The organism is Microcoleus sp. B3-D2 (assembly GCF_036705345.1).
Classification (GTDB): domain Bacteria; phylum Cyanobacteriota; class Cyanobacteriia; order Cyanobacteriales; family Microcoleaceae; genus Microcoleus.
On record NZ_JAUBUG010000052.1, the window covers coordinates 14,938 to 27,537 of the forward strand.

The 12,600-nt window shown below is 46.7% G+C and carries 7 protein-coding genes and 1 CRISPR repeat array (1 of these 8 only partly in view); of the genes, 3 read left to right on the forward strand and 4 right to left on the reverse strand.

Translation table 11 applies throughout. The annotated features are described in order from the left end of the window. Positions 1-11 precede the first annotated feature (11 nt). Positions 12-1,004, forward strand: coding sequence for an alpha/beta hydrolase (locus tag QUB14_RS19500; RefSeq protein WP_333218641.1), 993 nt, complete (start codon positions 12-14; stop codon positions 1,002-1,004). Between the two features lie 58 nt (positions 1,005-1,062). Here QUB14_RS19500 and QUB14_RS19505 read toward each other — a convergent pair whose 3' ends face one another. After that, a complete protein-coding gene (locus tag QUB14_RS19505) occupies positions 1,063-3,228 on the reverse strand; it encodes a ShlB/FhaC/HecB family hemolysin secretion/activation protein (RefSeq protein WP_333218642.1) in 2,166 nt (721 codons plus the stop codon). Positions 3,229-4,071: 843 nt separating this feature from the next. Next, positions 4,072-5,079 (reverse strand): protochlorophyllide reductase, encoded by a 1,008-nt coding sequence (locus QUB14_RS19510; protein WP_333061150.1) that lies wholly within the window; start codon positions 5,077-5,079, stop codon positions 4,072-4,074. A 207-nt stretch (positions 5,080-5,286) separates the two neighbouring features. On the opposite strand from QUB14_RS19510, the gene QUB14_RS19515 reads away from it, so the two are divergent. Next, on the forward strand, positions 5,287-5,625 hold the full coding sequence (locus QUB14_RS19515; RefSeq protein ID WP_333218643.1) for a hypothetical protein: 339 nt from the start codon (positions 5,287-5,289) through the stop codon (positions 5,623-5,625). A gap of 436 nt (positions 5,626-6,061) precedes the next feature. Then, positions 6,062-6,241 (forward strand): hypothetical protein, encoded by a 180-nt coding sequence (locus tag QUB14_RS19520; RefSeq protein ID WP_333218644.1) that lies wholly within the window; start codon positions 6,062-6,064, stop codon positions 6,239-6,241. Positions 6,242-6,461: 220 nt separating this feature from the next. On the opposite strand, the gene QUB14_RS19525 is transcribed toward QUB14_RS19520, so the two are convergent. Next, entirely contained in the window at positions 6,462-7,580 is a 1,119-nt protein-coding gene (locus QUB14_RS19525) for an alkene reductase (protein WP_333218645.1), read from the reverse strand. Positions 7,581-7,693: 113 nt separating this feature from the next. Next, positions 7,694-7,855, reverse strand: a complete 162-nt coding sequence (locus tag QUB14_RS19530) for a transposase (protein WP_445251856.1) — start codon at positions 7,853-7,855, stop codon at positions 7,694-7,696. Between the two features lie 125 nt (positions 7,856-7,980). Then, positions 7,981-12,600: direct repeats of the CRISPR family, unit length 37 nt; unit sequence GTTTCAATCCCTGATAGGGTTTTAGGTTGTTTCCGGC (it continues 909 nt past the right edge of the window).

Here is a 12,600-nt window from a genome sequence, read left to right on the forward strand (position 1 = left end):
TAAATTTTGCTATGACAATCACAGAAAAATTGATCGTGCTTGCTCTAGGTATTAGTGCAATCAGCTTATTTGCTGGGAGTCTCTATCAAGCAGTCAGTCAAATAATTGATCGACGCAGGTATCCTCCGCAGGGTGAACTGTTTGATATTGGGGGATTTCGTCTACATCTCAACTGTGTGGGACAAGGGACACCAACAGTCATCATGGATGCTGGCGGTGGCGCTTCCTCAATTACATGGGGCTTGGTTCCATCTGAAATTGCTAAGTTTACTCGTGTCTGTACCTACGATCGAGCAGGGTTGGGTTGGAGCGATCCCAATCCCAGGACACCTCGCACAAGTCAGCAGAGTGTTGATGAATTACACGCCCTGTTGGCCAAAGCTGAGATCGAACCTCCCTATATTTTAGTTGGACACTCGTTGGGTGGAGGCAATATGCGACTATATGCTAGCCAATATCCAGAAGAAGTGGTCGGATTGGTGCTGGTTGATTCTGTCCATGAAGATCAAATAACACCCGCAATATGGAAGCGTATGAAAATGGCAATTGTGCTTTATCAGCTTCTGAGAATTGCCAGTCGGGTTGGAGTGTTACGATTAATCGGAGATATGAATCTGTTGCCAATGTTTAAGGATATCAAACAAAAAATCCAAAAATATCCGTTGACAGTACAAGCCTTATTTGACACCTACAAATCTTCCTGTTACCGTCCCTGTTATTGGGCAACTATGTCAAGTGAGCTTGCCAACATGAAAAGGAGCTTTAAGCCACTGCAAGGGAGTACACTACTAGGGAACCTGCCTTTGATTGTATTAAGTCAAGGCTTTAAAAATCCAGAGATGAGTGATGAAAGATTCCAGCAATGGGCATCACTTCAGTTAGATTTGACTCAACTATCCTCAAATAGCCAACAGATCATTGCAGAAAATAGCGGGCATCTTATACCACTAGATCAGCCTGAATTGGTGGTTAGTGCGGTTCATCAACTGATTGAGAGGACTTAAAGTAGTGTTGGGCGAAGAGAAGTGTTGGAGTTCGATCGCACTCAACCCAACCTACAATTTAAAACGGAAAATAATTGATTCTAAAGTAGATGCCTTTTTCCTGCAAAGTTCGATCGCCCGATCGAGCATTGATCAAAGGAATACCATAGTCTAAACGCACATTCAACCGATCGCCCATCTGCCAAACCAGCCCCAAACCCGCACCCAGCAGTTTATCCGAGTCAGGATTCGGGTTTTCCTCCGAATGGTTCCACCCTACCCCAAAATCGATAAACGGAGCGATTTGTAACAATCCTTCGACTTCCGGGACACGCCAAACCGGGATTCGCACTTCTGCAGACGCGATCGCACCGCTATCAGTTAACAGCAAATCTTGGCGGTATCCGCGCACGCTTTGAACGCCACCGATCCCAATTTGTTCTAGGGAAAGCAGAGGGCGATCGGCTAATTGAATATCGGAACGCACTATCAGCAAGGTTTCTGGCGCTAGCAGCCGCACGTACTGGGCTTGTCCACGCCATGCCAAAAAGCGGCTGTCGGGCCCGCTATCGTTCGCAGTAGCGCCGAACAGATTAGTGCCGACGGAAAACTGCGATCGCGCCGCGAACACTTGGCTGGAACTCCGCTGCACGTATTCTTGAAAAAAGCGCACAGCCGAAACCCGGGTTTCGCCGCGATCGTTTGCTCCCGCCGAAAGCGCAAACCGTTCCCCCAACAGGAATGTATCGCTTTCTTGCCGGGAAAAACTCAGTCCCAAAGCCAAAGTGCGATCGGGCTTTTCGACAATCGGCTGGCGGTAAGTTAACTCGTAACTCCGCGATTTCCCCTCGATTTGTGCAGCATCAAACGGTTCCTCGATGATATTGGTGCTAGCAGCACTCGCAGCTAACCCAATCGTGCCGTTGCGCGCGTTGACGGGGACTGTGTAGCTGCCGTTAAATTCATTGCTGCCGTCGGTGTTAGCATAAGATACCTCTAATCCGTCGCCCAAACCGAGTAAATTAGCTTGATTGATGCGAACACCGCGCCGAAAACTGCCGACACTGGGCGATCGGTTGTTGTCTGCGAACACTTCACCGCTAAAGCTGTTTGCTTCTTTTACCCGCACTTCTAAGCGGCTGTTTTCCGGGCGGCTTCCGGCTTGCAATTCGGCGGAAATATTGGCAATTAAGGGGTCGAGTTGCAGCATTTGCAAGGCTTCCAGCAACCGATATCGGTTGAGGGGGCGTCTGGTAGCGCGCTCAAGGCGCGATCGCACGTAATTTGAATTTAAGCGCCTGTTTCCAGTAATCACAATTTCATCTAATCCGCCTTCTACAATCTGAATTTTCACCACACCTCCTTCTCTCGGAAAGGTTTGGTTGGCGGGAATTACAGCGCCGGAATTGATGTATCCTGCCGCTACATATTTTTGAGTAACGGCTGCTTCTGCTGCGATCAGTTCAGCAAAGGTGATTTCGCGTCCCGCAAACTGTTGCGTAACTTCTGCGAGTTCGCGATCGCTAAAAGCTGTGTTGCCCTCAAATTCAAAGCCAGCGACCTTAATTGTACCCGGAATCCCCGGTCTAATTTCGCTTTCAGCGGGTGTTGGCTGGGTGGGTGGGAGGGGAGACGGCGCAGGCGGTTGCGGCGGCTCAGGAGCTGGTAATTCGGGTTCTCGCGGGAAAATTGGGTTGGGCAGTTGACTGAGTTGCAAGTCGCGATCGATACCCAAATCAATTTTTTGTCGGTCAATATTTTCTTCTAGCTTTTGATCTGAGTTAAAAAGCTCGGTTTCTTGAGTTTTTGTGCTGAATGTGCGATCGGCCTGAGATGTTGCACCATTGTCAATAAGCCTTTTACGGGCGGGCAGGATGCCCACCCCACAAGAAAACCCACTCCTTGTGGAACAGGCATCTTGCCTGTTCTTGAGAATGGTGTAAGATGTCACATCGACTGAATTTGCCGCAGACGGCGGTAAGTCGGGAGTTTCCGCCCCCACCGATCGTTCTGACTCTGTGGGTAACTGCGTTTCCTCGTCTTTTATCCGCAAGTCTTCGGGTTTGTCAAAAGTGGTATCGTTGGGGGCTAAAGCTCGATCGCCTCCGCTGCTGACTGCTGCCAAATCCTCAACATTTGAGGTCAAAATTTCAACTGTGCTAGCGGATGTTTTCGCTGGTTTTCCCAGCCAAACTAACCCAAAAATACCAGCGAATAAAAATAGTTTTTGCGATCGACAAGCCATAGAATATAATTATTATCTCGCTTAAGTGGGGGAAAATATTTTCAGGAACTTAGCACCCTCAAGTAAAAATCAATTTTAACAGCAAAAAAGGAAACAGCCGTCGCAGCCAACAGTTTCGGCGACGCTACAAACCAAAAGGTCGATCGACGGCTGTTCATTTCCCAACACTTACGCACCAACCGGATTCTTATCCGAAAAAATATCGTGTAAGTCGATCGCAAACAGTAAAAAAAAGGCGCTATTTTGGGTTGCAAAACCTACGCTTTCATGCTAACGCAGCGACCATAACAGTCCTAGACGCCCGGGTAAACCAGAAACCGGGTTGTTTCCGAAAAGACGGGTTACAACTGAGTTCTTGCACCATTCTCAATAATCTTTTTATGAACAGGCAAGATGCCTGTTCTACAAGTGATAAATGTTCTTGTGGAACAGGCATCTTGCCTGTTCTTAAGAATAGTGCAAGATGTGAGTTACAACCCGCAGAGCCACTAAAAAACCCGGTTTCTTTGATTTTGGTGCATCATATCGTTTCCGCTTGCATCGGAATAATAAAATCGAGTCAACAGTTAACACTCAACCATTCAGTTTTTCGACCCGCCCCTCAACAGTCAACAGTCAACACTCAACAGTCAACAGTCAACACTCAACAGTCAACACTCAACAGTCAACACTCAACAGTCAACACTCAACAGTCAACAATTCCGGAGGAGCGCAACCGGAATTGATATCATACCAAATCCGACTTTAAGACCCCCTTTATTATTGAGTCCGCGTCTACCCACCTCCTGTGCGTAGACGCCGTTTCAACCGCCAAGCCTGATAAAGGGGATTTGTAACTTTGAATTATGCAGACCGGCCCGCACTAGCCGCAGCACCCATTTGAGCCCCGTCAGTCAATCCCACCAACTTAGCGCTCAACTCCCACATCCGCTCGCCTTTTTCATCATCGCGGGCCTGGGGAGAAACCTTTTGCACAAAAGACTTACCATCTTTTTTCTGGCGGTTCCCCCAACTCCAATAAGCCCCAGATTGCTTGTATTCGGGATCGGCAACCACCATCGCCAGCCTTTCCCCCGCCAACTCCTGCGACACGTAACCCCCGGTGATATTCTTCTGAAACAGCGGGAACAGCTTCTGAAACAAAGGATAGTGGTTGCGGAACAGCGGCGTATCCGCAACGCATCCCGGATACAGCGAAGTGAAAGTAATCCCCGTGGATTCGTGAAAGCGGCGGTGCAATTCCCGCATCGTCAGCACGTTGCAAACTTTGCTATCTTTGTAAGCCTTGACCGGTTCAAACTTCTTGCCGTCAGCCATCGAAATCGGGTCTTTGAAACCCGCTTCAAAACCCTCAAAATTGCCCAAATCCGGGCGCGGCGGAATCTTCCCGCCCAACTCGTCTGGATTGTGAGTCACGGTTCCCAAAATCACGATTCTCGCATCGGAATAATAGGAAGGCTTCATATTTTCCATCATCAGGTTGCACAGCAGGAAATGACCCAAGTGATTGGTAGTCATCGTCAACTCGTAACCCTCCGGGCTCCGCAGCGGTTCCTTAATCAAAGGCATATAAATGGCCGCGTTGCACACCAAAGCGTCCAGAGGCCTGCCGCTGGCCTTAAATGCCCGAGCAAACCGACGCACGCTCTCCAAATCGCCCAAGTCAATCTCCATGATGGAGAAACTGCCTTCAGGTATGCCCAACTCTCGGGCGGCGTCTCCGGCTTTCCGCACGTCCCGACAGGCCATGACTACGTGCCATCCCTTGTCTGCGAGAGCTTTCGCGCCGTACAAACCGACGCCGGAGGAAGCGCCGGTGATGATAACCGTTGATTTGTGATTTTGTGCCATCTTGTTAAAAGCGCTTCCGCTATTGATTATTTTCAGGTACTCAAAAGCTGAGCTAGCAGCTCGGATGTTTTGAAATGTCCTACGCTTATTAGGATATGAGGAAACGTTCTCGATCTCAACTGCCTTTTTGCCTTTGGGCTAGATCGAGTCATTTTCGCTCTCTTTGCGGGAGTTGCCCCTCAAATACCGATCGAACATCAGACTGTCATGAAAAAAGTAAATTGGTTGATTGAACAAGATATTTACGATCGCGAATCAGAATTTTTGGCCGAACTACAGAAACAAGGATACATTTACCAAGAAACTAAATATCTCAATTTTCGCCCTGAAGCAGCTCATCAATATTTCCCCCCTGATGATTGTGTTTTATTCATGGGAACCCTAAATTTGGGTCGGGATATCTTAAGAACTTCGTGGATTCCGGGAGCTTATATGGACGAAAAGCATCTCCGCTGTTCCAGTTACTACACTTATTTCAGTCAATACTTGTTAAATAATAAATATTTCCTTCTTTCTTTGGGCGAATTGCTCAGAAGAAAAACATAAATTCTGGAATACTTCAAATCCGATGGAGATTTGTTTGTCCGACCTGACAGCAATATGAAGTCATTTCGAGCTGGGGTTTTTAACCTGAATATTTTAAATATAGCAATCCTAAATCAGTAAAAATATGTTGGGGTAGTGCTAAGAGTGCCTACCCCAGCCTGCATCGGGGCAACCACGGGGGGGAGAGCCCCTACAAGAATTACACAAATCATTTAGGATTGCTATACCATGCAGTCTCTAGGAAGTGAATTAAAAAGAGACGAAACTACATTGGTATTAGTCAGTGGGAAGCGAGCAATTACGAAAGAATGGAGATTTTTTGTTTATAAAAATCAAATTATTACGGGTTCTCTGTATTTAGTGGGAGAAGAAAGAGTTGATGAAAGAATCAGCGGAGGATATTTAGAAAACTATCTTATAGAAGTTTTCTGTCCAAGTGAGTTGGTATCCAGAATCTGTTTACACGATCGATATCTGCGAGTCAGAGGGAGAGCTTTATGTGTTGGAACTTGGTTCTTTTAGTTGTGCTGGAGAATATGCTTGTGATTTGAGTGCGATCGTTGAATTTGGTGCAAAAGCAGCTTGGGAAGAGTACGAAGCAGTGAATCAATTTTAGATTACCCAGAGCCCAGACTTCTTTAAGAAGTCTGGGCTATTATACCAATTTTTTATGAGGCCCCGTAGAATCCGATCACCCTGGCGCCCCCCTTAATAAGGGGGGGACAAGATTCCGATCTTTCGTCCCCCTTAAGAAGGGGGATGCGAGGGGGATCGAGATATGTGCAACTTCACATTAAATTGGTATAACAGCAGGTGTCACCCGTGTAATCTGAGGCTCAGGAAATAGCTTGAGATTCCTGATAGGTAGGGAAATCGATATAACCTTCAGGCCCAAAAGAATACCAGACGCCGACTTCAGCAGGCGGATTGAGCGGCCAACCATTAGTAAAACGCTCTACCAAGTCAGGATTGCTGATAAAATCCCGACCGAAAGCAATTAAATCCGCAACTTTGCTATTCAGGGCCGTTTCAGCCTGTTCTTGAGTATATCCGCAGTTGCCGACGAGCGGCCCTGCAAACACATCGCGAAACTCTCCTATCATCATCGGCGTTCCCAATTCATGAAAGCCAAAAGCCAAACCGTCCACCAAGTGAAGGTAAGCTAAATCATAGGCATTTAACTGCCCTGCGAAATACAGAAAATCTTCGCGATATTCTGGAGAACCCATATCATTGTAAATACCGTTGGGAGAAAGTCTAACTCCCACTCGGTTTGCCGGAAATACTGTGATAATCGCCTCTACAATTTCCTTAAGAAAACGGTAGCGATTTTCAACTCTGCCGCCATAGGAATCTGTGCGGTGATTGGTTTTTGTTTGCAGGAACGTGTCAATGAGATAGCCGTTTGCAGCGTGAATTTCTACACCGTCAAAACCTGCCATTTTTGCTCGTTCGGCTGCCTTGCGATAATCTTCTACAACCAGGGAGATTTCATCGGTTTCTAGAGCGCGGGGGGTTTCGTAGGGTTGTTTGCCTAGAGGGGTATAAATGCCTTCTCCGTTTATTTTGATGGCAGAGGCTGCAACTGGCAATTGATTGTTTTCATGAAAACTGCTGTGGGAAGCTCGTCCGGTGTGCCAAAGCTGCATGAAAATCGGTGTTTCGCGGGCATGAACCGCAGTCACAATTTGTTTCCAAGCTTCGCCTTGCTCGTCTGAATAAATACCGGGCGTATTGAGCCAACCATTACCTTGAGTAGAAACCACTGTGGCTTCTGTAATGATTAAACCAGCGGAGGCTCGCTGAGCGTAATACTCTGCCATCAAGGCGTTGGGAATCCGCGCTTCACCGGCTCTGGCTCTCGTTAGGGGTGCCATGACTACCCGATTTTTTAAGGATAAATCTCCGATTTTGAAGGAACCCAGTAGGAGTGGAGAAGTTGTTTGATTGGTCATAATTTTGGTATTTTTTCAATTGAATAATCTGGGAAATCACATATAGCAACCGCCCGTGTTAGGACGCAAGGCAAGACATCCAAGGGTGGCCAAAATGTAAGCAATCAAACTCATCAAGCTGTTTGCGAATTTGACTTTTTAGTCAAGACTCTTCTTTGTTCAATTTTGTTAAACTCTGGAGAGTATGGCGGTAAATATAATAGTCTACACCCTGCTGTTTGAATCAATTCCTGAATCCGACCACTTTTATCAAAGGTGAGATTATCTATGACCACTACCTGTGCTGTGACAAGTGTTGGAAGTAAACTTGTTTCCGGCTTGTGAAGGAGTCAGGAGTCAGGAGTCAGGAGAAGAATACCCTCTTTCCTCCTGTCTCCTCCTCTGGTGAATACTTCCGAAAGTTTCAATCCCTGATAGGGTTTTAGGTTGTTTCCGGCAAACCCATGTACGACCAACTACCCAAATTCAATGTTTCAATCCCTGATAGGGTTTTAGGTTGTTTCCGGCGCGCGGCAACCTCAATCGAAGATTGCCGCGTACAGGTTTCAATCCCTGATAGGGTTTTAGGTTGTTTCCGGCCCTTCCTTCAATTCTTACTCCCTACCACTTACCGTTTCAATCCCTGATAGGGTTTTAGGTTGTTTCCGGCTTTTTTGCTCAATGCTAAAAGTGTTGCTGTTCAAGTTTCAATCCCTGATAGGGTTTTAGGTTGTTTCCGGCTTTGCGCTTATCCCCTTTCATCGCCTCATAAAAAGTTTCAATCCCTGATAGGGTTTTAGGTTGTTTCCGGCTAATTGTTCCTTGCGGGATTGTCTTACCAATTAGTTCGTTTCAATCCCTGATAGGGTTTTAGGTTGTTTCCGGCTTGGTTAAGTTGCTCTGTTAGATTCTGAACTTCCAGTTTCAATCCCTGATAGGGTTTTAGGTTGTTTCCGGCTAATCCCTGCCTTTTCTGCTAACTCTCTTTGTGTAGTTTCAATCCCTGATAGGGTTTTAGGTTGTTTCCGGCAAGCAAATTTTTTCTTGAATTTCTAAGGAGGGAATTGGGTTTCAATCCCTGATAGGGTTTTAGGTTGTTTCCGGCTCCCTTGGCCGCCATATAGGATACAAATAGTGTCGTTTCAATCCCTGATAGGGTTTTAGGTTGTTTCCGGCTCAATCTCGCGGCGTAGAACCAGCGCTAGGAATTTTGTTTCAATCCCTGATAGGGTTTTAGGTTGTTTCCGGCTTGGCGTCTTTCAATGTCTAAGTAGGCGTGTTTGTTTCAATCCCTGATAGGGTTTTAGGTTGTTTCCGGCTCATCATCTGGCGGAGTAACGTCTACATACATGGGTTTCAATCCCTGATAGGGTTTTAGGTTGTTTCCGGCTTCATAAAATAAAACTTGTAACAATAAAACTCACGTTTCAATCCCTGATAGGGTTTTAGGTTGTTTCCGGCCGGGAATAGGACAGGCTACACCCTTGAATTTGCTCGTTTCAATCCCTGATAGGGTTTTAGGTTGTTTCCGGCCATCATTACAAGCCAAGCCTAGTTGGTGGCTTGCAGGTTTCAATCCCTGATAGGGTTTTAGGTTGTTTCCGGCGTGATGGCTGCCAAGCTCCCGGTTGCCTGGTACTCAGTTTCAATCCCTGATAGGGTTTTAGGTTGTTTCCGGCGTGGGTTTCGAGTCGGAACTGCTGCTGGTTTTTGTTTCAATCCCTGATAGGGTTTTAGGTTGTTTCCGGCTCCTTCAATTTCTCGCCTACAATATGCCCAACCTTCTAGTTTCAATCCCTGATAGGGTTTTAGGTTGTTTCCGGCGGAGTGTTGGCGATCGTAAATGGAGTTTGTAAATGGTTTCAATCCCTGATAGGGTTTTAGGTTGTTTCCGGCTAAAGTTTTTTGGAGAACCCTAGGGTTCGGCAAGTTTCAATCCCTGATAGGGTTTTAGGTTGTTTCCGGCACAGGGCTTGCTGGTGACGATTTTACCTACCCAGTTTCAATCCCTGATAGGGTTTTAGGTTGTTTCCGGCACGGCGCTCGCCTGTTACGTCATGTAGGAACTCTTGTTTCAATCCCTGATAGGGTTTTAGGTTGTTTCCGGCCCCAGCGCCGAGCTTTGAGTCGGCAAAATTCAAGAGTTTCAATCCCTGATAGGGTTTTAGGTTGTTTCCGGCGTGACTAGCATAATTAGGCTGTCTTCCGGGTATGGGGTTTCAATCCCTGATAGGGTTTTAGGTTGTTTCCGGCTTGTCCTGCGGTGAGTAGTTCCCGGAAATTACCGGGGTTTCAATCCCTGATAGGGTTTTAGGTTGTTTCCGGCTTGGCTGGACGCTGCCCGAGGGTTTTGTAAGCGTTTCAATCCCTGATAGGGTTTTAGGTTGTTTCCGGCGAAGACATTGACGAACACAGACGCGAAGAACTGGAGGTTTCAATCCCTGATAGGGTTTTAGGTTGTTTCCGGCTCGTAGTCGCACTCAGTAGCCGTCACAGATTGCACAGAAGTTTCAATCCCTGATAGGGTTTTAGGTTGTTTCCGGCTAAGGTATTGGCACAAACCGATGCTGCTGTAATTACCCCAGTTTCAATCCCTGATAGGGTTTTAGGTTGTTTCCGGCTTGCGATCGCACTTGCCGCACTTCTTCTCTCAACTTTTCAGTGTTTCAATCCCTGATAGGGTTTTAGGTTGTTTCCGGCGCGGTGGATTTTTTGCGGCGAGCTTTCAACTGGTTTGTTTCAATCCCTGATAGGGTTTTAGGTTGTTTCCGGCGTGGCGTGTTGTCAGGGGGGTTGTTCCCTCCTAAGTTTCAATCCCTGATAGGGTTTTAGGTTGTTTCCGGCCGCTCAGGATTTAGCGTAGCAGATGTATCAAGGGGTTTCAATCCCTGATAGGGTTTTAGGTTGTTTCCGGCCAGGCGGCGCAAACCCAAACACCAGCACCGGCAGTTTCAATCCCTGATAGGGTTTTAGGTTGTTTCCGGCCCGAAAACTCTAGTCTTGCAATCTCTCTCGGTTTGAGTTTCAATCCCTGATAGGGTTTTAGGTTGTTTCCGGCGGTAGCTGCCGGAGTGCAGCGAGTAATATTCGCGTTTCAATCCCTGATAGGGTTTTAGGTTGTTTCCGGCCCCAAGATTTTGACGAAGAAAACCCCGAATATTGGGTACGTTTCAATCCCTGATAGGGTTTTAGGTTGTTTCCGGCCGAATTATTGATAGTTCCTGAAAAAATAGGATTTGCGTTTCAATCCCTGATAGGGTTTTAGGTTGTTTCCGGCTTCTAGCGGCCGCGCCTACACATGGATCAACAATCCGCTGTTTCAATCCCTGATAGGGTTTTAGGTTGTTTCCGGCTGGCTACTCACACGCAAACCTATCACCTAGCACTGGTTTCAATCCCTGATAGGGTTTTAGGTTGTTTCCGGCTCATCTTCTGTGAATCGGGTTTCCGCTTTTACGGCGGGTTTCAATCCCTGATAGGGTTTTAGGTTGTTTCCGGCTTCATTCCTTTCTCTTGCCTGACCTAACTTTTCGTTTCAATCCCTGATAGGGTTTTAGGTTGTTTCCGGCGCAACAGCACCGACGACCAAGCCGCCAATCAGGTTTCAATCCCTGATAGGGTTTTAGGTTGTTTCCGGCGGATGAAGTAGCGGTGCCTCGCCGCCACTTGTCGGGTTTCAATCCCTGATAGGGTTTTAGGTTGTTTCCGGCTTAACAGCATTAAACTTCTCTATATTGTTGACTCGTGTTTCAATCCCTGATAGGGTTTTAGGTTGTTTCCGGCGCGAGAAATCCTGTTTCGGCATTAGTTTGAGTCAGGTCGTTTCAATCCCTGATAGGGTTTTAGGTTGTTTCCGGCTTGACCACTTTCCAAGGGCTTAGATTACTGGGATTAAAGTTTCAATCCCTGATAGGGTTTTAGGTTGTTTCCGGCTTTATAAAACTTACTTTTTGATGAGTTGTTTTAACTCGTTTCAATCCCTGATAGGGTTTTAGGTTGTTTCCGGCGTTAAAGGGTTTTGGGATGTTGATGAATTAGCTAAAGTTTCAATCCCTGATAGGGTTTTAGGTTGTTTCCGGCTTTATTTGAAAATCAAGTTTATCAGTGTTCTCAGTTTCAATCCCTGATAGGGTTTTAGGTTGTTTCCGGCTTGGGTTTGCCGACTATCGATTTAGTTTTTGAAACAGTTTCAATCCCTGATAGGGTTTTAGGTTGTTTCCGGCCTTTCCAGTTTTGACGTTAGAACGTTTGTTAAAGTTTCAATCCCTGATAGGGTTTTAGGTTGTTTCCGGCGTGAATATTGGCGCGATCGGAGCCAGGAAAAGGTTTCAATCCCTGATAGGGTTTTAGGTTGTTTCCGGCGGTTATGAAGCGGCAGGCAGTATTGAAGACTCGGTTTCAATCCCTGATAGGGTTTTAGGTTGTTTCCGGCGGCAGAGCAGGCGGGCTATGAAGTCATTATTATTGTTTCAATCCCTGATAGGGTTTTAGGTTGTTTCCGGCAGGGCCGCACTTTAGCCTCTGAATAATCAATCCTCGTTTCAATCCCTGATAGGGTTTTAGGTTGTTTCCGGCTAATCGGCGAAGCCGATCGCCTTTGGCGGCATTCGTTTCAATCCCTGATAGGGTTTTAGGTTGTTTCCGGCGTTTTACGGTAAAATTCTGGCTCTGTTCCCAGACTCCGGTTTCAATCCCTGATAGGGTTTTAGGTTGTTTCCGGCGCAACCCGATCATCCGCGTTACACCCGTTACTACCGTGTTTCAATCCCTGATAGGGTTTTAGGTTGTTTCCGGCTGCGAGTTGCACCCTCACCCTGTAGAACTGCTAGGTTTCAATCCCTGATAGGGTTTTAGGTTGTTTCCGGCGTTTGGGCGAGTACCTTAGATTTGTCGATCGCATGTTTCAATCCCTGATAGGGTTTTAGGTTGTTTCCGGCATTACGCAGTCTTGATAGGCAAGTTCGGATACTTGTTTCAATCCCTGATAGGGTTTTAGGTTGTTTCCGGCTGCGCTTGTCGCATTAGAAAGCCCGGTTTGCCG

Excerpts from the sequence above, each read along its gene's own strand:
- QUB14_RS19500 (WP_333218641.1), top strand. The coding sequence starts at position 12 with ATGACAATCACAGAAAAATTGATCGTGCTTGCTCTAGGTATTAGTGCA.
- QUB14_RS19505 (WP_333218642.1), bottom strand. The coding sequence starts at position 3,228 with ATGGCTTGTCGATCGCAAAAACTATTTTTATTCGCTGGTATTTTTGGG.
- QUB14_RS19510 (WP_333061150.1), bottom strand. The coding sequence starts at position 5,079 with ATGGCACAAAATCACAAATCAACGGTTATCATCACCGGCGCTTCCTCC.
- QUB14_RS19515 (WP_333218643.1), top strand. The coding sequence starts at position 5,287 with ATGAAAAAAGTAAATTGGTTGATTGAACAAGATATTTACGATCGCGAA.
- QUB14_RS19525 (WP_333218645.1), bottom strand. The coding sequence starts at position 7,580 with ATGACCAATCAAACAACTTCTCCACTCCTACTGGGTTCCTTCAAAATC.